A 19,200-nucleotide genomic window follows, 5' to 3' on the forward strand; every position below is an offset into this window, starting at 1 on the left:
CGACTTTGAGGCTTTCACTGGCGTGGTTATTGCTCCGGTACCTGCTATTGAGACAGCACGGCCAGTGCCGGGAGTACTTCGATGAACACCAAGCGACAGCAGCACAACCCCAAACCACCCACCGCCGCGGACTTCCTGATTGCATCCCGGCAGTGCGAACTGATGAACCTCCAGTACTTTCTGCAGATGGGTAAGGTGGTGCAGAGCATCAGCAACCTGGTGCACGGCCTGCAGCGGGAGCGGGGCGCCTCCAACGTATTCCTGGGCTCGGGCGGCGAGAAATTTGCCGACGAGCGGGAGGCGATGATTGACGAATCCGATCGGTTGGCGGAGCTGTTTGAGCAGGCTCTGGCTGAGGTGCAGGAGGCGCTGACGGCCCATCCGGTCAGCAGTCACCTGTTGAACCATCTTGCCAATGCCCTGCACGGCTTGCAGCAGTTGCCCGCATTACGTTCCCAGGTCGCCGCGCAGGCGGTGTCGGCGGCAGAGGCCACTGAGGCCTATGGCGGCCGGATCCAGGCACTGATCACGGTGGTGTTTGAGGCTGCCGACACCGCGGTTGATCCGTCCTTGGCCGGGTTGCTGGTGGCCATGGTTCACCTGATGAATGGCAAGGAGTTCTGTGGCCAGGAGCGCGCGGTGGGTTCTGCCGGCTTCTCCAGCGGCAGCTTCGAAACTGCACTATCCAAGCGCATGACGCACCTTGTTGAAGCACAGGAACGCTGTTTTGAGGTGTTTGTCAGCTTTGCCGACGACGACAGCCGTGCTTTGTGGCAGACCCTGCGGTCCCATGAACGGGAGACGGAAATCGAGCGCCTGCGTCAGCTCGGGTGTTCGGTGGGGCGTTACAAAACCCTGGACTCCGGGCTGGCGGATCGCTGGTTTGCCTTGATGTCGGAACGGATGGATGAACTCAAGAAGGTCGAGGACGCGGTCGAGGGCAGTTTTCACACTCGCTGTGTTGAGCGCTTTGCCGAGGCCCGGAACTCCCTGGCCCATCAGGAAACCCTGATCGCCTCGCTGGACGAGCAGAATCCACCAGCGCAGCCGCTGCTGGTGTTGTGCGATTCCGGTGACGATGCCCGGTCCGGGGAAGCCTGGAAGAGTGAGGGCGTGGGTCAGCAGTTTGGTCGCTCCATCTTCGATCTGGTGCAGGAGCAGACCCGCAGGCTGCAGCAGATGACGGATGAACTGCAGAGCGCCAAGGAGGCGCTGGAAGACCGGAGAACTCAGGAAAAAGCGGTGCTGCTGCTGATGGAGCATCGCAAGATCGACAACAACGAGGCCCACCGGGTGCTGCGGAAACTGGCCATGGACCAGGGCAAGAAGCTGCCCGAGGTGGCGCGGGCCCTGGTATCCATGGCCGATGTTCTAAAGTGACCGGGTTTGCATAGGCGGCCTGAAAAAGCCACCAGGCTCAGGCGCCTGCGGCCTGAGTGGTGCTTTCCTTTTTATCGGCGTTCTCTTCCTGTTCGGCGTTGCGGGTTTTGCGCGTTTTGATGTTCTCCAGCTTGCGCTGTTTCTCGTACAGGAACTTCAGTACTTCCTGGCGATAGTGCACATACGTGGGATCATCCGCCAGGGTCACCCGATTTCGTGGTCGCGGCAGTTCGATGCGCAGGTCCTCACCCACGGTGGCGGCCGGGCCATTGGTCATCATGATGATTCGGTCGGACAGCAGCACGGCTTCGTCGACGTCATGGGTGATCATGATCACCGTGTTGTTCAGCTCCTGCTGAATCTCCATCAGTGAATCCTGCAGGTGGGCCCGGGTCAGGGCATCCAGCGCGCCGAACGGCTCATCCATCAGCAATACGCTGGGCTTCATCGCCAGCGCCCGGGCAATGCCGACCCGCTGTGCCATGCCGCCGGAAATCTCCCCCGGCCGCTTGTTGGCGGCGTGGGCCATGTTCACCAGTTCCAGATTGTGATTAATCCAGTCTTTTCGTTCCTGTTTCGCCATGGTCTTGCGGAATACCTGCTGGACAGCCAGTTCCACGTTTTCGTATACGGTCAGCCAAGGCATCAGGCGTGGTTCTGAAACACCACCGCCCGCTCCGGGCCCGGTGAGTTGACCTCATGGCCGTCCAGAACGCAGCCGCCCTTGGAGGCTTGTAGCAGGCCGGCGACAATGTTCAGCACGGTGGATTTACCGCAACCGGAGTGACCAATCAGGGATACAAACTCGCCCTTCTTGATTTTCAGGTTGATGTTGTCGAGTGCGACGAAGGAGCCTTTGGGCGTCTCAAAGGCCATTTCCACGCCGGTTAATTCCAGATGTGCTTTAGTCATGATGGTCTCCGTTATTCATTCCAGGCGACTTTCTTCTGGATCACCAGCATCAGCCGGTCCAGCAGGAAGCCGATAAAACCGATGGCCAGTACCGCCACCATGATCCGGCTCAGGGACTGGCTGCTGCCATTCTGAAATTCGTCCCACACGAATTTGCCCAGGCCCGGGCTTTGGGCCAGCATTTCGGCAGCAATCAGCACCATCCAGGCGATACCCAGAGAGACCCGCAGGCCGGTGAAGATCATCGGTACCGATGAGGGCAGTACTACCTTGCGAACGTGGGTCCAGAACGACAGACGCAGCACCCGGGACACGTTGAGCAGATCCGGATTGACCGCTGCCACGCCGACGCTGGTGTTGATGAGGGTGGGCCATAGGCTGCACAGGGTGACGGTGATCATGGAGGTCAGAAACGACTTCTCGAACATTGGATCGTCGCTGACGTAGGTGGCCGAGACCACCATGGTCACCAGGGGCAGCCAGGCCAGCGGCGATACCGGTTTAAAGATCTGGATCAGCGGATTGACCGCGGCCTGAAAGTAATGGTTCAGGCCAAAGACAATGCCCAGTGGCACCGCAATTGCCGTCGCCAGCAGGAAGCCCGCGAGCACGGTGATCAGGCTGGTAACCACCTGGTCCAGGAAGGTGGGTGCGCCCGGGTAGTCGCGGATTTTGACTTCAGCCTCCGGGTTATCGGCCAGAATGCGCGCATTGCGCTCTTCCTGCATGGTTACGAATTTGTCGGCCCGCGCCCGTTGGTTGGAGTGTTCCTGCCAGAGCTGACCGCCCTGCTCCCAGACCTGAGCCGGGCCCGGAAAGGCGCCCAGGGATGTGTTGACCTGGGGCGCGGCCAGATGCCAGAAGCCAAGGAAGATCAGGATGCCGATCGTCGGCAGCAGCAGCTGCTTGCCCGACTGGGCCAGCTCGGCGCCGGTGAACCGGCCTGCCAGTGCTTTCAGCCAGCCGGGTGCACCGGTGCCGGAAGTGGGGTTGGTTAACGTGGTCATGTCGTTCTCCTGGCTACGCCTGGTTACGGTGTTTCGGCGCCTTTCAGGCCGATCTCGAAACTGTCGATGTAGGCGTTCGGCTGGCGCGGGGTGAAGGCGACGCCATCAATCAGCTCACCCTGATACGGGCGGGCGAAGTTCTCCTGGCTGAAATCCGGGAAGTCCTCTGCCTGCATCGTGCCGTCGTCGATCAATGACTGGGCGGCCTGGGCATAAATGTCACCGCGATAAACCTGGGCGGCGGTCTTCATGTACCAGTCATCGGATTTGGCCTCTGGAATCTGGCCCCAGCGACGCATCTGCGACAGGTACCAGATGGCATCGGACGGGTACGGGTAAGTGGCGTGATGACGGAAGAAGACATTGAAGTCGGGTACCTCGCGGACGTCGCCTTTCTCGTATTCAAAGGTGCCGGTCATGGAGTTGGCGATGACTTCAGCATCGGCGCCGACATAGCTGGGCCGAGCCAGGATTTCCACCGCTTCGGCACGGTTGGCGTTGTTGTTTTCATCCAGCCAATGCGCGGCGCGAATCATTGAGCGCAGCAGGCGCAGGTGGGTGTTGGGGTTCTGCTCGGCCCAGGACTGGGTCACACCGAACACCTTTTCCGGGTTGTTGGGCCAGATTTCGTAGTCGGTGATTATCGGCACGCCAATGCCCTTGAACACCGCCTGCTGGTTCCAGGGTTCGCCCACGCAGTAACCTTGGATAGTGCCGGCTTCCATGGTGGCGGGCATCTGTGGCGGTGGCGTCACCGACAGGTGCACGTCGGCTTCCAGAGTGCCGCTGGTGTCACCGCGCTGGGGCGCGTAGAAGCCTGGGTTCAGGCCACCGGCGGCAAGCCAGTAACGCAGTTCATAGTTGTGGGTAGACACCGGGAACACCATGCCCATACGAAAACGCTCGCCTTCTGCCCGGGACTGCTCTACCACCGGTTTCAGGGCGCTGGCGCTGATCGGATGTACCGGTTTTCCGTTTTCCTCGGGAATGTGCTGGCTCATGGTCTCCCAAACCTGGTTGGAGACGGTGATGCCGTTGCCGTTCAGGTCCATGCTGAAGGCGGTAATGATGTCGGCCTGGGTGCCATAGCCAATGGTTGCCCCCAGGGGTTGTCCGGCAAGCATGTGCGCGCCGTCCAGTTCGCCGGTGATGACCCGGTCCAGCAGTACTTTCCAGTTGGCCTGGGCTTCCAGCTCCACGAACAGGCCTTCGTCCATAAAGAAGCCCTGCTCCCAGCTACTGCCAAGGGCGCCATGTCCGTCAGTTTTATGAAGCCGAGTCTCAGGTCCGGCTTCTCCGGGGCGCCAATCTCGGCCTGGGCCAGGCCGGTGCCGGCCATCAGGGAGATGGCCGTGGCCAGTCCGGCCAGCTGCCTGAGTGGGCCGGAGACGGTTGTCAGGGATGTCTTCATGGTTACTTTCCTCGTGATGTTCTTTCAGGCAAAAAAAAGCGCCTGCCCTCCGTTATCGGAAGGCAGCGCCTATGCCTGTTGAATCAACAATGATCTGAAATGTTCGAAGGTGTTGGTTGCACAGCCTGTGCCAGAGATAAAAAAGGTCTTTAAAACAGTCGAGTAAGGATTCGGGCCCGACAATGGGCCGGAATCTGGCGCCTGGTTGCCGATGTGTTTTAGTGCGATTTTTTGAGCCTTGCACCATTGTGGGCCGTGAAACGTGATGCTTTTGCCCGCCGGAGTCCCTCATAGCTTCAATGCCAGGATGGCCCTGTTATTGCAGCGGTTAACTCAGCAAAAAAGACTGCAGACAGCACTTTAGACAACACTCTAGAAAACTATGAACAGGCAAAGACGCCCGCTCCCGTGCGCCGGATATACCGGTTCCCGGAAGCGGGCGTCTTTGTTTTAGAGACAATTTGCTTTAGAGACAAAAGGATACGACGTGAACAGCGAGCATCAGACAGCGACCGAGGTTCGGACCACCTGCCCATACTGTGGTGTTGGTTGCGGCGTGACGGCCGGCTCAGGGCAAGTCAGTGGCGACCAGCAGCACCCCGCCAATCAGGGGCGGTTGTGTGTTAAAGGCTCGGCCTTGCACGAGACCCTGGTGTCCGACGGTCGCCTGTTGCGGCCCCGGCTCGCCGGTGTGGAGAGTGACTGGCCCGAGGCGCTGAAAGCCGCGTCTGGGGCCATTCGCGCAGCGGTAGCCAAGCACGGCCCAGGTTCGGTGGCGTTCTATCTGTCGGGTCAGCTGTTAACCGAGGATTATTACGTTGCCAACAAACTGGCCAAGGTTTTGTCGGCACACCGCATGTGGATACCAACTCCCGCCTGTGCATGTCTTCCGCGGTGGCCGCTCATAAACGGGCGTTCGGGGAAGACTGTGTACCCGGCTGCTATGACGATGTGGAGTTGGCGGATCTGCTGGTACTGGCTGGCAGCAACGCCGCCTGGGCCCATCCGGTACTGTATCAGCGCATGAAAGCGGCTAGCCGGGCCGGGCGCCGGGTGGTGGTGATCGACCCACGCCGGACGGCTACCTCCGAGCTGGCGGACCTGCACTTGAAGCTGAAGCCGGGCACCGACACTATTTTGTTCAACGGCCTGCTGGTGTGGCTGGCGGAAAACGACGGCCTGGACCAGCGCTATATTGACCGCCATTGTCATGGCTTTGATGAAACCCTGGAGGCGGCCACCCAGGCGGCGCCTCAGTCAGTTCGGTAGCTGAGCAGTGCGATCTTCCACTAGCCGATGTGGAAACCTTCTACCGCTGGTATGCACAGACTCCCCGAACGGTTACCGGTTTTTCTCAGGGCATCAATCAGGCCTCAGCGGGAACGGACAAGTGCAACAGCATTATCAATTGCCATCTGGCCACCGGTCGGGTTGGTTTGCCGGGTGCCGGACCCTTTTCCCTGACCGGTCAGCCTAATGCCATGGGCGGGCGCGAAGTCGGCGGGCTGGCCAATACTCTGGCAGCCCACATGGATTACGACAGTCCGGGTGCCCGGGACAGTGTGGCCCGGTTCTGGGGTACCGAGCGAGTTCCTAAGGGCCCTGGCCTGAAAGCTGTGGAGCTTTTCGAAGCAGTGCATCGGGGCGAGATCAAGGTGCTTTGGGTCATGGGTACCAACCCGGCGGTTAGCTGCCGGAGTCGAACCGGGTGCGCGAGGCATTAGCGCGTTGTCCCACGGTGATTGTCTCCGATTGCATGGCCGAGACCGACACCACCGCGTATGCCGACATTCTGTTACCCGCCGCCGGCTGGGGCGAGAAAGACGGCACGGTGACCAATTCCGAGCGCTGCATTTCCCGCCAGAGGTCGTTCCTGCCCCTGCCCGGCGAGGTGAAACCGGACTGGTGGATCATGGCGAACGTGGCCCGGGAGCTGGGTTATGGCGAGGCGTTTGGCTACCAGAGGCCGGCGGATATCTTTCGCGAGCACGCTGCTCTTTCCGGAATCGCCGTCCAGGCCAGCGGTGGTTGCCGACAGTTTGATATCGATTGCCTGAAAACCCTGTCCGACTCCGAGTACGATCAATTCGAACCGCTGCAATGGCCAGTTTCAGTCACGCCGGAGGGCGGGATTGCCGGCACCCGCCGACTTTTTGGCCAGGGCGGCTTTGCCACCCCCGACGGTCGCGCTCGCATGGTGCCGATCCACACGGTGAGCGTGGGCCAACAGCCCTCGCCGGCCCAGCCGCTGGTGGTAAACGCGGGCCGGATTCGCGATCAGTGGCACACCATGACCCGGACCGCCCTGGCACCGAGCTGCTCGCCCACCGGCAGGAGCCGTTTATTGAGGTGCACCCCAACGATGCCGAGGCGCTGACCCTGGCCGAGGGCGAACTGGGTCGGCTGACAGGACGCAACGGTGGCGAATACGTGGGCCGGATTCGGGTGACGCCGGATCAGCGCCCGGGCGAGGTGTTTGTGCCCATTCACTGGAACCGCCAGTTTGCCTCCCGGGGCACCGCGACTGATTTGATGATGGCAGTGACCGACCCGGTATCCGGGCAGCCCGAGGGCAAGCATGGCGTCGCCAGCCTGCAACCGTTGCCGAGTCGCTGGCACGCCCGGGTGATGCGCCGGCCGGCCAGCGGATGGCAGCCGGAATTGGCCAGTCCCTCGGGTTACTGGGCCCGGCAGCCGCTGAGTCACAGCGAGAGCTGGTGGCTGGCGGGTAATCAACCGGTCGATTGGGAACGGGAGGCGGATGTCTGGCTGGGCGGTGCGGCTCAGGTGGTGATGGGTGATGTCGCCTGCGGCCGGTTTCGGGCTGCCAGAATTGTTGATGGTCAGCTGCAGGCGATTCTGCTGGTGGCATCGAGTGCGTCCGAGTTGCCGGATCTGGCCTGGCTGGATCAGTGCTTTGGAGCCGAGTGCCTGAGCCCGGAGCAACGTCAGTGCTTGCTTGCGGCTCGGGCGGTAGACAGCGAAGACACCGGCGCGCTGGTGTGCAGCTGTTTCCAGGTAGGGGAAAAGCAGATAGCCAAGGCGATTCAGGCCGGTGAAGGCAGTGTGGAAGCGCTGGGTCAGGCCCTGAAGTGCGGCACCAACTGCGGCTCCTGCATCCCGGAATTGCGCGGTTTGCTGAGCCAACATCCGGCGCCGGAAGCGGCCGAAGTTTCCTGAGCTTTGGTCAGCCGGCTTTGCGCAGTAGCGGTAAGGGCACCCGGTAGCGCAAACCTACAGACCGGCCGGTACCCTCAATGGTGCAGGTCTTCCGGTTGACCCGGCGAATCCGACCTTGAATCTCCCGGGTGCCTGCTCCAAAGCTCACTACCTCGCCGACCTGCCAGTGTTTGCGTGCTACAACCGGATCCGGCAGTTCGAACGGATCTGTCGACAGCGCCATGCCGCGGTCGGCGGCACGGATGGCCAGAGACCGCCGCACCGCTCCAGCCCCACCACAGGCGTGCAGTTCATCCAGAATCTCGTAGAAATGCCGGTTGTGCACCGAACCCCGGAAGCGTTTGCCGGCGTTCTGCTGTAGCAGGTGCGCGAACTCGTGGCAGCAGGTGTGCGCCAGCAGGTTCAGCGGGCTCAGCTGGCCGTCGAAATAACCCCGTTTCCGGATCTCCCGGCTGGACAGCCAGCCATGGGCGGTGTCTGGCTGTTGCTTGGCCTCGACCATGCGCACGCCGTAGGTAATCAGGTGCTGTTTTCGCTGGGGATCAAAGCGGTGGTAGGTGGCCTGGCCGGCACCGACACGACACTGCAGGGAACTGCCTGGGAGGCGGTCTGTCAGCCAGCCGGTGGCCGGTTGCCAGAGTATGTCGTAGGTGGTGTCGCACATCAGTTGGCCGAGTTGCCGGGCCTGGTTACGGGTCATCAAGGAGCCATCTAGCAAATGCTTTGTCGGGAATATCGACGCTGATGATACCCGCTCCCGGGGCCGGCGCAAAACCACATCGGCCAGCATTGAAGCTGGCCGATGTGGAGATGGCAACGCGCTTGGATCAGGCCTCGAACGGCGAGCGCCAGTCGTCAGCGCCGGAGGTGCCGGCCACTGCGTGCTCCCAGGTGCCTTGCGGTATGACAGGGAGGTGGTGACCAACTGGGTGAAGTCCGCGCTGGCGGCATCTTGGCAGTGAGGCATGTTGCACTGGATGTCGATGATGGTGGCGTCTTCCAGGATGGTCGAGAAGAAGTGCTCCTGCTTGCCCTCAACGGAGGTGCGGTACCACTTGAGCTCTACTTTGGGCAGCATTTCGCCGGAAGCCAGGGCGTTGTACATCAGTGGTGTGGCCTTGTTCAGGGCAGAGGTGAACTTGAACGGCTTGTGCACGCGCTGGCCGGACGGCTGGCCTGACTGCGGATCGGTCGGCACGGTCACAACATGGCTGAATTCCTGTACCAGCACTTCGTCTTCGTGACCTTCCACGTAGATGTTGCCGACCGAGTCGGAAGTGAATGCGCCGGCGGTGATGTTGCCCTGTGTCTGCCCTTCGATACTGATATAACAAGGAGTTGGCATTGTCTGCTCCATGACGTGTGATTGAATGAGTGTCCCTATGGGTCTTCCCTGGACTTCCAAACAACTACAAACTCCGTGCCAGTGAAATAAAGGCCATATAAAACAGTGGTTAAGGTGAATTCTGTGTTGGCTTTGGCCGGTGCCAGGCAAGACGATGCCCGAGGGTTGAGCGAGGACTTGCTGACTGGGCAAAACCTTGCCCGGCCGGACTCAGTCGAATGCCAGGGCGGCCAGTAAGGCCAGCAGAAGTAGCGCTGACAGGCTTTGCCAAAAGGCGACGGGGTGTCGCTCCATCAAGGGGGGGCGGTGCCGGCTCTGCCAGTCAGTGCCGGGTTGGCGGAGGTCGTGCAGGAATTCCGACAGTGCCGGATAGCGGCGGTGCGGTTCGGGATGGAGTGCCCTCGCCAGGGCGTCATCCACCCACATCGGGACATCTTCCCGGTAGGGCCGGGCCGATTGATAGGTGAGTCGGCGTTGCTGACTGCGGCTGCGTATTTTTGGCACTTCCGCGCCAAAAGGCAGTTGACCGGTCAACAACTGATAGGTGATGACTCCCAGGGAGAACTGGTCGGCGAGCCAACTGCCGGGTTCGCCCAGCATGGTTTCTGGTGCACTGTAAAGCGCTGCTCCGCGGGGATAATGCCCAGTATCGGTGTCGGTCATTTCCTGAAGGCCGGCGACCCGGGTGGCGCCAAAATCGATCAGAGTGACGGTGCCGGCTGCATCCACCAGGATGTTTTCGGGTTTCAGGTCCTGATGCACCATCTCCAGCCGGTGGAAGGCACGTAAGCCCCGCCCGATCTGGTCCACCAGATTGCGAACCGTCTCCAGGGCAGGCGCCGGGTGATCCAGCATCCACTGTTTCAGGGTTCGGCCTTCCACGAATTCGGTCACCAGATAGACCCAGCTGCGGGGCCTGTCCGGGGCGAAAGGCCTTACTACGTGAGGGTTTGAGATGCGACGGGCAATCCACTCCTCGGTGGCGAACTGTTCGAGGTATTCCGGATCGTCACGAAGATCCGTGGATGGGATCTTGATCACCACCGGTGTCTGGGTCGCCTCATCCACCGCCTGGAATACGTGGCTGCGGCCACTGGCGTGGATCTGGCGTTGAATACGGTAGCCGTCGAAGGATCGTCCCGGGGCCAGTTCCGGGGCGAAGGGCAGCTGGCTCAGTTCGCGGCTCAGCTCGCCCGCTTGCTGGGTCTTTGGCAGGTTATCGATGCGGATGATCTGCACCGTCAGGTTGTCGTCACTGCCAGCGGCCAGAGCAGCCGCTGCGAGGGCTTTGGCAGCCGCGGTCAGATCATCCGGGTGCCGTTGCAGCCGTTCCAGGATTTCGGTTTCTGCCAGAGGTTCATAAACCCCGTCGGTGGCCAGCAGGAATCTGTCGCCGACCTGCAGCGGAGCCTGCTGGTAGTCAATGTCCAGCTGGTGGTCCATGCCCATGGCGCGGGTCAGACAGCTCTCGGTTCGGGACAGCCAGAGACGATGATCCGTGGTCAATTGCTCCAGGGCCCGGTCGTGAACCCTGTAGACCCGCGAGTCGCCCACGTTGAACACATGCGCGGTGGTTGATTTCAGCACCAGGACACTCAGAGTGCAGATGTAGCCACGGTCGAGATCATACCGGTATTGGCTGCGTCGGGTCTGGGCGTGGAGCCAGGCGTTGGTGGCCAGCAGCACCCGCTGCACCGACTTCTTGACCGACCAGGTTTCCGGCGTGGAGAAGTAGTCACTGAGAAAGCCGGCCACCGCCGATTCACTCGCCACCTGGCTGACATTGCTGGAACTGATGCCATCGGCTATGGCTACCGCGATGCCCTTGGTTGCCCGCTGCAGCGGGTCAGGAATCAGCAGACCGTGAAAATCCTGGTTGGCGGTTTTCAGTCCGCGGTCTGAATACTGGCCAACGGTGATTTCCAGTTGTGCTGAAACGGGTTTGCCCCCGTCCGGTAGCGATACCGGCGGGGGCGTTCCGGCCTGTGCGGTGGCCGGATCAGGACAGGGTTCAGGCACGGTTGGCCAGTGCTGAGTCGTCAAAGGCCGCAGGTGCCGGGCGCTTGGGCGCGGTGCGTACGTGGGTGCTGTAGAGCGTGAGTCCGGTAAAGGCCAGACCACCTACCAGGTTACCCAGCACCGTCGGGATCTCGTTCCACCACAGGTAATCCATGACCGAGAATTCACCGCCCATGATCATGGCGGACGGGAACAGGAACATGTTCACGATGGAATGCTCGAAGCCCATGAAGAAGAACAGCATGATCGGCATCCACATGGCCAGTACCTTGCCGCTGACGTTGGTGGAGATCATCGCGCCAACCACGCCCATGGACACCATCCAGTTGCACAGCATGCCGCGGATGAAGATGGTGGCCCAGCCGGCAGCGCCGTACTCGGCGTAACCCAGGGTGCGGTCTTCGCCCACGCTGGCGATCTTGGCGCCGACAGCGCCCGGGTCAGTGTTGAAACCATAGGTGAAGATGAACGCCATCATGAAGGCAACGGTCAGGGCACCGCCCAGGTTACCCAGGAACACCCAGCCCCAGTTGCGCAAAATGGCCTTGGGGGTAACGCCCGGGCGCTTATCCAGCAGTGCCAACGGGGTCAGCATGAACACGCCAGTGAGCAGGTCAAAGCCCATCAGGTACAGCATGCAGAACCGATCGGGAACAGGATGGCGCCAATCAGGAACACCCCGGTCTGAACCGCAACGGTGATGGCAAACGCCGCCGCCAGAGCCAGGATTGCACCGGCCATGAAGGCACGTATCAGGGTGTCACGGGTGGACATGAAGATCTTGGATTCACCCGCGTCCACCATCTTGGTGGCGAACTCGGAAGGTAAAATATAAGACATAGCTGGTTCCTCTGGCCCACAAAAAAACGGCGCTGCTCACCACCTTTAATGCTGCCTGTGCAGGGTGAAGAGCAGACGCCGTTGTCTGAAATGATGCTGTCGCTGTGAGCAGAGCCCACGTTGGCTCTACTGATCTGGTTGTTGCAGGGACTGTGCCAGGGTCGTGGGGTAAAGCTTAAAGCTTATTAGGTTCAGGGGCTTACGGAGGGCGGTTTGTTTTTTTACAGTGGCTCGTTGGCCTTCTCGCACGGTGGCATGCACCCGTTCAGTGCGTAATTTCAGGTCAGTGCTGCCTTCTGGTTCGATTGAGTTCAGTTCAGTCTCAACGCAGACGGAATCGGACGGGCAGAGCGTAGCTGAAACTCTGACCATTCATTCTGGCAGGCACCGCCGGCAGGGGTTCGGCGTCTCTGAGCATCTCCAGGGCGGCGTCATCGAGCAGCTGGTGGCCAGAACCGGTTTTCAAGTGCAGTTCCAGCAGCTCCCCCTCCCGATCGAAACTGAAGACCACCAGTGGCGTGCCTTCCTGTCCCAACCGACGTGCCCGTCTGGGGTATTGGTAATGCTGGCTCAGATGCCGGCTGAGCTGGTTCAGGTACTCGTCGATTCTGGCGGAACTGCCCGCTTCAAGTTGTACCTGCTGGTTTTGTGGTTCGGTACTCTCGGAAATGTCCGTGGCTGTGGTTACTGATGATTCCGGCGGGCTGGTTTCGGCCGGCGGTTCCGGAGCCGGTTCGGGCTTTGGCTCCGGTTCTGGCTCAGGCTCCGGTTTCGGTGCTGGCTTTGGTTCTGGTTCTGGTTCGGGTTTTGGCTGGGGCTCCGGCTCTGATGGCTGCTCGGGGGGCGCCTCAGGTTCGGGTTCCTGCTGTGGGGCCAGACTGATGCGAACCGCCGGAGCGGTGTTGCTGGTCGCCTCACCCATTGCCAGTTGGGTGATCGGTTGTTGGGGTAGAGCGAACAGCAGGATCAGCCCAGCGGTCACCACCGCCACCAGCAACAGTCCAGCCTTGATCAATCCCTGCGTGGGTCTCATGAGCCCGGTTCCGTTAACAGCAGGATTTCGGTGTGGCCGGCGTTCTCGAGGGTCCTGAACAGGCTCTCCAGTTTGGCCATGGCCAAGCCTTCGGCCGCAGCGATGGTCAGCGGCTTTTGCGGGTCTGCCGGCGGCAGTGATGCAAGCAGGCGTTCTTTGTTCAGGACCTGGCCGGCGATCTTCCAGTCGCCACTGCTGGTCACCGACAGATCGGCCCGGGGCTCCTGTTGCTGCGCTCCGATCTCGGCCGTGGGCAGCTCGGGCAGCGGTTCATCGGCAATCTGGCCGGCTACGATAAAAAACATCAGTAGCAGGAACACCAGATTGATCAGTGGCAATAGCGCATCTTCCACGCGCTCCATCAAGGTCTTGCCTGAGCTGAACGGTGGTGGAAGCAGGTCGGTCATGGGGTCTGTTCGGATTGTCGTTGCCAATGGGTTTCGATGCCGGCGGCGTCCAGACGGGTCAGGGCCTGGGTGAACTGCCCCAGTATGGTTTGCGGGTGGGTGCCCAGAGTGACTTCGCTGATCTCTTCTGCGGCAAGGGCAGGGATCAGCTCGTTCAGTTCAAACGATTGTCCTTTTCCCTCCCAGAGCACCCGGCCGTCGTTGCCAACGGTCAGTTCCGGTATCGGCTCACCTGCCTCGGTGCGCTGGTCCGGAGTGGCATTGGCCAGTTCCAGTGAGCCCACGGGCAATAGACGGCTGGTCAGCATGAAAAACACCAGCAGGATGAACACCACATCAATCAGCGGTGTCATGCGAATGGGAATGGGTCGGCTGGGCCGGGGTTCAACCAGTTGCATGGGCCAGGCGCTGTCGACTGCGTGCCGCAAAATCCTGTGGCTCGCTGCTGTCTCCGGTGCCGGTTTCCGGCCTCATTTCGTCCTTCGGACCGGCTGTTGCGAGCTCAAGGCCGTCAGCGCCATTCAGGACAGTCACCAGGGTGCTGTTGATGGTGGCGTGCAGTCGGCGCAGCCGGAATTCGATCCAGGCGGCCAGGGCCGCAAAGGGGATGGCAATCACCAGGCCAGCAGCGGTGGTGGTCAAAGCCTCGTAGATGCCGCCACTCAGTTGCGTCGCGTTGGCACGGCCCTCGGATGCCGCCATGGCGCCAAAGGCGTCGATCATGCCCATTACCGTGCCCAGCAACCCCAGTAGCGGAGCAAGCGCGGCAATCACCTCAATGATCTTCAGCGGAGCTTCAAACGGTTGCAGAGCCTCCTGTGCATCCCGGGCCGCCGTCGCCTGATGCGGGCCGGGTCGCGCTGCTCCTGGCAGGCCTTGGCGGTATCGAGTACCAGCGGCAGCAACGGATTCAGGCGACCGACGGCGCTGGCCTGCTGCCGGAACGTCTCGGGCTCGGCATCAGCGGGTGTTTGTTGCCAAACCGTCATGAAGCGTTTCAGTTGTCGAGTCAGGCGTGGTGCGTAGAAAGCACCGATCAGCATCAGGTAAAGGAAGGTTACGAACCCGATGACTGCGAGGGCGGCAAGCACCATCATCACCGGCCCGCCCATCTCAAACAGCTGGGCTAGCGGGCCGGTGAAGGGCTCGGCTGATGAGAACAGGGAAGAATCTGGCATGGGCAGCCTCGCAAAAATAAATTCAGATGCAAATGATAACGCTTATCAATGCGTTTGCAAGGTGTAATCTGACAATCGACCCAGCTCTGCTAAAATGCCCGGCGCCAGCCTTAATTCACCAAGCCCAACCACAACGTGGTCAGCTGCGGAGACGATCTGATTAGCCCAACCCTAACACCAACTCCAATCCCAACCCCCAAGCACTCAACGCCGGAAGATAACGATGATTAGACGCTGGCTCGGGAGTCTAGTGAACCGTGCGGTGGTGCTGGTGATTTGCTTCACCCTGTTGTCAGCGCTGGTCGTTACTGTAGTGGGGGCGGTGCTCAGTCAGAGTGAGCTGGAGCAGCAGGCAAAAAACCAGGTAGCAACCATTGCGCAACTGGTTGCCGGTGAGCTGGATGACAAGCTAGGGCGTCGGCTGGAAACGATCAGCATGTGGCCCACAGCTTTACCATGGACGAAACCATGCTAAAGGCGCGTTCCGGTGTCCTTGTTGGCGAACAATATGCTCTCGAACATCTGTTTGATGCTATTTACCTGATTGATTCCAAGGGCAATGTTCTTGCAGAAAATCTCCCGGATCTTGATCTGACCGGCTCTAATTTAAGTCATCGTGATTATTTTCAAGACGCATCCCAGCGGTTGACACCGGTTATTAGCGAACCCTACGTGTCGATTTATCAGGACCAGCCCGCGATTACTATCGTTGCGCCGATCTTCGATCATCGCCAGAAATTCATCGGTATGCTCGGTGGCGCCTTGCTGCTGAGTGGTGAGAATTTCATGGAAGACGTTGCCAGTCTTCGAATTGGCGAGACCGGGTACCTGGGCGTTGCCACCCGCAGCGGAATCACCCTCGCCCACGGCCGAAGCGGGCAGGTGATGGCGCCTGTGCGCGTTGGTAATCCGGTGCTCAAGGACGCCATGGAAGGTTTTGAAGGCACCCGGCAAACCCGCAATGGCGACGGTGACCGCACCATCATGTCGGTCCAGCAAATGGCTCAAGTGCCCTGGTTTGTAGCGGCTGTTTGGCCGGCCCGGGAAGCCTTCGCACCCATCACCCGAATGACCGATGCCTTTCTGTGGACGCTGCTGGGTGTTTTCGGCGTTGTAACACCCATTGCACTCTGGCGTTTCCGACGGCTGATGGCGCCGCTTAAGGTTCTGGGTCAGCAAATCAATGAACGACACCTTGGGGTTCGTGCCGTGCCAGTGGATGTTACCGGTGGTCGGGAAATCCGGCGGGTGGCTGAGATTTTCAATACCGTCATGGACGAGCGGGAAGATGTGCTGACGTCGCTGGCGGAGCGGGAGGCTTTTTTCCGTTCCGTAACCCAGAGCGCACCGATCGGCATTATCCAGACCGATGTCCTTGGCCGCATCGATTTCGTTAACCCGGCCTTTGAGAACCTTATTGGGCGGCCAGCGTCGGAACTTCAGCATACTTATCTGATCGAGGGCGTCTTCGAGGCAGATCGGGAAGCAGTATTGAGTGGTTGGAAGCAGTCACTCAGGAACAAAGAGGTGTTTCGGGGTCGATTCCGCATACCCAGCCGCGGCGAGCGGGATCTGATCTGGGGCGATGTGATGACCTCGGTGATCGAAACACCGGACAAGACCCTGGGCAGCATTACCGTAGTTCGAGACGTGTCCCGGGAACTCGAGGCGGAAGAGGCTCTGCGCGAGGAGCAACAACGCGCCGAAAACATCCTCGGTGTGCTGCAGGAAGGCGTGTTGATGGTGGATGTTGAAGGCCGGATCCGGTTCGCCAACCAGACTGCCTGCCAGTTCCTCGGCGCCGAAGGCGACTGTGCCCAGCAGAATTTCTTTGATCTGGTGGAGATACAGAGTGACGACAAGGTTCTGACCCACAATGATTTTCTGACTGGTGGCGACATCGACAGCTTGTACGCCACCCTGAAGAATCGCAAAGACGGCCGGTACGATATCGACTTGACCGTGCTTCATGTCCGTCAGGGCCGGTATAACGAACGCATGGTGTTCGTGATCCGGGATGACAGCGAACGGCGTCGCCAGGAAGAGCGCCTGTCCTGGGAAGCCACCCACGACAGCCTGACCCACCTGCTCAATCGCAGGGCTTTCACCGCGTCCCTGCTCAAATGCCAGGCAGAAGTGACCGAGCCAACTGCCCGCTCGGTGCTGATGCTGATCGATCTGGATCATTTCAAGCCGGTAAACGATGAGGGTGGTCACCTGCTCGGGGACGACCTGCTCAAGCGTCTGGCCGACCTGTTCAAGGACACGGTTCGACAGTCGGATACTGTGGCCCGGCTGGGTGGTGATGAGTTCGGCATTATCCTGCCCATGTGTGGGCTGGAGCGGGCGGAGGCTCTGGCTGAGCGCATCCGGGCGCGGGTTGAGGAATTACGGATCGAGCAGGACGGTCGAAGTTTTGGTGTCACCGCCAGTATCGGTTTGACCGAACTCGCCCCCGGTGACAGCGGGCCGCGGGAAGTCATGGCCCGGGCCGATGAGGCTCCTACACCGCCAAGTCCCGTGGTCGCAACGCCGTGGTGGTGATGCCAGCTCCGTCCTGACGCTTACCACCAGCCTGAGGACTGGCCGGCCTGCCACAATAGCCGGGCGGCCAGAGCAGTTAAGATCAGATTGAAGGCCTGGTGAAACCACCGGTTACTGAGTGACTTGAGCACGTGCAGGCCCAGCCAGGTTCCGGCAAAGCCACTGGCAATCATCGCGAGAATGAAGGGCAGCCAATCCGGGAACACAAATCCCGCTACCGTGAAAACCAGCGCCTTGGGCGCGTGCTGCAGGGTCATGGCGGTGGCGAAGGTGGCGACGGTGGTGAACCGGTCCCGGTGAATCTGTTTGATAAAGGCTGCAACCAGTGGCCCGGTGGCGCCCACAAACAGGCTGACAAAGCTGGTCAGGCCCGAGGCCAGAAATATCCCGGTGTTACCAAATGAGGCCTTCGGCAGGGCCGGTCCCCAGCACAGAAACAGCACAAACAGGGCGATGGTCAGTTGCCAGGCAGAGGCCGGCAGATCGACCAGTAGCCAGGCCCCCAGGGCCGCACCCACCAGTACACCCGGCGCAAAGGTGCCAATCACTTTCCAGTCGACCTGTTTCCGGGTCAGCAGAGCGCGGCCGCCATTGGAGCCAAGCTGGATCATGCCATGCACCGGAATGATTGCCGCAGGCGGCATCCAGTTGGCCATCAGCACCAGCAGCAGTACCCCGCCGCCGGCGCCCAGGCTGGCGGTGATCATCGAGGTCAGGACCGAGCAGGCCAACAGGAAAGCCGCAACCGGAAGGCTCAGGCTGTCGGGCAGGAGAGCTATTTCCATACACAGAAGTCCGTGGTGTTCAGTCGGGGGGAGCGGCACAGGGCTTCCGTGGCCAGCTGCACGTCGGCCACATAATACAGGGAGGCCAGCCCGAGGCGATCACGGCCCAGGTTATGGAACACCATGCCGAAGGCAATGTCGCCGGCGGTGAATCGGTCATGATGTTCAGCAAAGTAGGCTGCGGGCTTGGCCAGGGCGTCGTCGGTCAGCAGGGCCTCAACCCGGCCCGCACCGCCATGGTAGGCCTGGATCAGCAGCAGGGTGAACAGGCGCTGTTGCTTGGTCTCGGGCAGGTGGCCAAAGCGCTCGGCAAATGCGGGCTCGAGATTGCGGGCATTCTGATTCATCAGGCGCAGGGCGCAGTCGATCTGCGCCAGACGGTGCCAGTAGTTGCGTGGTTTGATCCGGCAATCGGACAGCGCCGAGGGTGACAGCTGCAGAATGCCCCGGGCATTAGCGACGGAATGGGCGCGGGCCTGGCCTCCGCTTTCGATCAGGATCTGGCCCGCCAGGTACAGGGGCAGCTCCCGCGGCAGGTCCAGGCGATTCTGGTCCTGACGGGTTTGGGCTACATAACGAAGAGCATTGTGGAGGGATTCCGGCTGGCCGCTGGAGGCGAAATTCAGATCGTCCCAGGCACCCCAGATACGCTCCGAAGGCAAGGTGCCAAGGTAGCGGGCCACCGCCTCATCCAGGTTCAGGTGTGGCTGGTTGCAGGCCAGGGCGAAGGGGTAGCCGGTCTGGCCTGTTTTGCCAGGCAGCCAGGTATCGGTGCGGTTATCATCGAACAGCGTCTGCCGGGTGTCGTTAAGCCGGGCCTGGGTTTCGTCACGATCAGCGCCATCGCTGATCCAGCCAGAAACTGGCCCCGCATATCAAACAGGATGTGGCGATCGGCATTGGCGCAGTAACCGGTTTCCTTCAGTACCCAGCCGCGAATGGTCAACACGTTGCTGTAGACCCCCTGGCTGACCCAGTAGGGCGAGCTTCGAACCACCTGGGTCCAGTCGTCACTGGTGGCGGTTTTTTCCGGGTTGGCGTTGGCGGTGCCAAGCGTCGCCCAGATCAGGGTGAAAAACACACAGAGCTGTCGTAAGCTCATGACTCTCCAATCCATATTCGAAAATCCGTGACCGTCCCGAGACCACAATAACAAACG

Annotated in this window: 16 protein-coding genes and 6 pseudogenes; 8 read left to right on the forward strand and 14 right to left on the reverse strand. The window is 60.7% G+C overall.

All coding sequences use genetic code 11. The features are described from left to right. Positions 1 to 81 precede the first annotated feature (81 nt). A complete protein-coding gene (locus tag AU14_RS07235; RefSeq protein ID WP_041339935.1) occupies positions 82 to 1,380 on the forward strand; it encodes a nitrate- and nitrite sensing domain-containing protein in 1,299 nt (432 codons plus the stop codon). Positions 1,381 to 1,417: 37 nt separating this feature from the next. Here the strand turns inward: AU14_RS07235 and AU14_RS07240 are convergent. The 3 genes and pseudogenes from AU14_RS07240 to AU14_RS07250 form a co-directional block, all read right to left on the reverse strand. After that, a pseudogene (locus AU14_RS07240) lies at positions 1,418 to 2,256 on the reverse strand (ABC transporter ATP-binding protein). A 47-nt stretch (positions 2,257 to 2,303) separates the two neighbouring features. After that, positions 2,304 to 3,299 (reverse strand): ABC transporter permease, encoded by a 996-nt coding sequence (locus AU14_RS07245; protein ID WP_094191176.1) that lies wholly within the window; start codon positions 3,297 to 3,299, stop codon positions 2,304 to 2,306. A 23-nt stretch (positions 3,300 to 3,322) separates the two neighbouring features. After that, positions 3,323 to 4,638 (reverse strand): annotated as a pseudogene (locus AU14_RS07250) (CmpA/NrtA family ABC transporter substrate-binding protein). Positions 4,639 to 5,266: 628 nt separating this feature from the next. On the opposite strand from AU14_RS07250, the pseudogene AU14_RS22705 reads away from it, so the two are divergent. The 5 genes and pseudogenes from AU14_RS22705 to AU14_RS21030 form a co-directional block, all read left to right on the forward strand. After that, positions 5,267 to 5,497 (forward strand): annotated as a pseudogene (locus tag AU14_RS22705) (hypothetical protein); the annotation flags it as partial. A 71-nt stretch (positions 5,498 to 5,568) separates the two neighbouring features. Beyond that, on the forward strand, positions 5,569 to 5,979 hold the full coding sequence (locus AU14_RS22710; RefSeq protein ID WP_269079119.1) for a molybdopterin-dependent oxidoreductase: 411 nt from the start codon (positions 5,569 to 5,571) through the stop codon (positions 5,977 to 5,979). 29 nt (positions 5,980 to 6,008) lie between these two features. Next, entirely contained in the window at positions 6,009 to 6,434 is a 426-nt protein-coding gene (locus tag AU14_RS22715) for a molybdopterin-dependent oxidoreductase (RefSeq protein ID WP_269079120.1), read from the forward strand. Next, complete coding sequence (locus AU14_RS22720; RefSeq protein WP_269079121.1) at positions 6,419 to 7,087, forward strand: molybdopterin oxidoreductase family protein; 669 nt, start codon at positions 6,419 to 6,421, stop codon at positions 7,085 to 7,087. The genes AU14_RS22715 and AU14_RS22720 overlap by 16 nt, the downstream gene beginning before the upstream one ends. Next, positions 6,991 to 7,890 carry a molybdopterin dinucleotide binding domain-containing protein gene (locus AU14_RS21030; protein WP_236744514.1) on the forward strand — a complete coding sequence of 300 codons (900 nt, stop codon included), beginning with the start codon at positions 6,991 to 6,993 and terminating at the stop codon, positions 7,888 to 7,890. The genes AU14_RS22720 and AU14_RS21030 overlap by 97 nt, the downstream gene beginning before the upstream one ends. A 7-nt stretch (positions 7,891 to 7,897) precedes the next feature. Here the strand turns inward: AU14_RS21030 and AU14_RS07260 are convergent, their stop codons facing one another. The 8 genes and pseudogenes from AU14_RS07260 to AU14_RS07295 all read right to left on the reverse strand — a co-directional run bounded on the left by AU14_RS07260 (position 7,898) and on the right by AU14_RS07295 (position 14,712). Next, positions 7,898 to 8,680 (reverse strand): SprT family zinc-dependent metalloprotease, encoded by a 783-nt coding sequence (locus tag AU14_RS07260; RefSeq protein WP_330217967.1) that lies wholly within the window; start codon positions 8,678 to 8,680, stop codon positions 7,898 to 7,900. 37 nt (positions 8,681 to 8,717) lie between these two features. Continuing rightward, positions 8,718 to 9,235: pseudogene (locus AU14_RS07265) on the reverse strand (Hcp family type VI secretion system effector). 210 nt (positions 9,236 to 9,445) lie between these two features. Continuing rightward, positions 9,446 to 11,161 carry a bifunctional protein-serine/threonine kinase/phosphatase gene (locus AU14_RS07270; protein WP_041343743.1) on the reverse strand — a complete coding sequence of 572 codons (1,716 nt, stop codon included), beginning with the start codon at positions 11,159 to 11,161 and terminating at the stop codon, positions 9,446 to 9,448. Between the two features lie 85 nt (positions 11,162 to 11,246). Then, positions 11,247 to 12,094: pseudogene (locus AU14_RS07275) on the reverse strand (formate/nitrite transporter family protein). Between the two features lie 322 nt (positions 12,095 to 12,416). Beyond that, positions 12,417 to 13,127, reverse strand: a complete 711-nt coding sequence (locus AU14_RS07280) for an energy transducer TonB (RefSeq protein ID WP_041339939.1) — start codon at positions 13,125 to 13,127, stop codon at positions 12,417 to 12,419. After that, complete coding sequence (locus tag AU14_RS07285) at positions 13,124 to 13,534, reverse strand: ExbD/TolR family protein (RefSeq protein ID WP_041339942.1); 411 nt, start codon at positions 13,532 to 13,534, stop codon at positions 13,124 to 13,126. The genes AU14_RS07280 and AU14_RS07285 overlap by 4 nt, the downstream gene beginning before the upstream one ends. After that, the gene (locus AU14_RS07290) at positions 13,531 to 13,932 is read right to left on the reverse strand and encodes an ExbD/TolR family protein (RefSeq protein WP_041339944.1); all 402 of its coding nucleotides are present in this window, start codon (positions 13,930 to 13,932) and stop codon (positions 13,531 to 13,533) included. The genes AU14_RS07285 and AU14_RS07290 overlap by 4 nt, the downstream gene beginning before the upstream one ends. Further along, positions 13,919 to 14,712: pseudogene (locus tag AU14_RS07295) on the reverse strand (MotA/TolQ/ExbB proton channel family protein). Before AU14_RS07295 ends, AU14_RS07290 begins: the two are co-directional and overlap by 14 nt. 223 nt (positions 14,713 to 14,935) lie before the next feature. On the opposite strand from AU14_RS07295, the gene AU14_RS23245 reads away from it, so the two are divergent. After that, complete coding sequence (locus tag AU14_RS23245; protein ID WP_330217968.1) at positions 14,936 to 15,187, forward strand: hypothetical protein; 252 nt, start codon at positions 14,936 to 14,938, stop codon at positions 15,185 to 15,187. Beyond that, positions 15,151 to 17,256, forward strand: a complete 2,106-nt coding sequence (locus AU14_RS07300) for a sensor domain-containing diguanylate cyclase (RefSeq protein WP_330217969.1) — start codon at positions 15,151 to 15,153, stop codon at positions 17,254 to 17,256. Before AU14_RS23245 ends, AU14_RS07300 begins: the two co-directional genes overlap by 37 nt. Before the next feature lie 20 nt (positions 17,257 to 17,276). Here the strand turns inward: AU14_RS07300 and AU14_RS07305 are convergent, their stop codons facing one another. The 3 genes from AU14_RS07305 to AU14_RS21040 are packed head-to-tail and all read right to left on the reverse strand — an operon-like array spanning position 17,277 to position 19,143. Continuing rightward, positions 17,277 to 18,041, reverse strand: coding sequence for a sulfite exporter TauE/SafE family protein (locus AU14_RS07305; protein WP_041339947.1), 765 nt, complete (start codon positions 18,039 to 18,041; stop codon positions 17,277 to 17,279). Then, positions 18,032 to 18,724 carry a lysozyme family protein gene (locus AU14_RS21035; protein WP_236744515.1) on the reverse strand — a complete coding sequence of 231 codons (693 nt, stop codon included), beginning with the start codon at positions 18,722 to 18,724 and terminating at the stop codon, positions 18,032 to 18,034. The genes AU14_RS07305 and AU14_RS21035 overlap by 10 nt, the downstream gene beginning before the upstream one ends. Positions 18,725 to 18,738: 14 nt before the next feature. Beyond that, entirely contained in the window at positions 18,739 to 19,143 is a 405-nt protein-coding gene (locus tag AU14_RS21040; RefSeq protein ID WP_236744516.1) for a hypothetical protein, read from the reverse strand. Positions 19,144 to 19,200 lie beyond the last annotated feature (57 nt).

It is taken from the genome of Marinobacter similis (assembly GCF_000830985.1).
In the GTDB taxonomy this organism is placed as follows: Bacteria; Pseudomonadota; Gammaproteobacteria; order Pseudomonadales; family Oleiphilaceae; genus Marinobacter; species Marinobacter similis.

What these genes read in the sequence shown, in the direction of transcription:
- AU14_RS07235 (WP_041339935.1), top strand. Translation starts at nt 82, where the DNA reads ATGAACACCAAGCGACAGCAGCACAACCCCAAACCACCCACCGCCGCG.
- AU14_RS07245 (WP_094191176.1), bottom strand. Translation starts at nt 3,299, where the DNA reads ATGACCACGTTAACCAACCCCACTTCCGGCACCGGTGCACCCGGCTGG.
- AU14_RS07260 (WP_330217967.1), bottom strand. Translation starts at nt 8,680, where the DNA reads ATGCTGGCCGATGTGGTTTTGCGCCGGCCCCGGGAGCGGGTATCATCA.
- AU14_RS07280 (WP_041339939.1), bottom strand. Translation starts at nt 13,127, where the DNA reads ATGAGACCCACGCAGGGATTGATCAAGGCTGGACTGTTGCTGGTGGCG.
- AU14_RS07285 (WP_041339942.1), bottom strand. Translation starts at nt 13,534, where the DNA reads ATGACCGACCTGCTTCCACCACCGTTCAGCTCAGGCAAGACCTTGATG.
- AU14_RS07290 (WP_041339944.1), bottom strand. Translation starts at nt 13,932, where the DNA reads ATGCAACTGGTTGAACCCCGGCCCAGCCGACCCATTCCCATTCGCATG.
- AU14_RS23245 (WP_330217968.1), top strand. Translation starts at nt 14,936, where the DNA reads ATGATTAGACGCTGGCTCGGGAGTCTAGTGAACCGTGCGGTGGTGCTG.
- AU14_RS07305 (WP_041339947.1), bottom strand. Translation starts at nt 18,041, where the DNA reads ATGGAAATAGCTCTCCTGCCCGACAGCCTGAGCCTTCCGGTTGCGGCT.
- AU14_RS21040 (WP_236744516.1), bottom strand. Translation starts at nt 19,143, where the DNA reads ATGAGCTTACGACAGCTCTGTGTGTTTTTCACCCTGATCTGGGCGACG.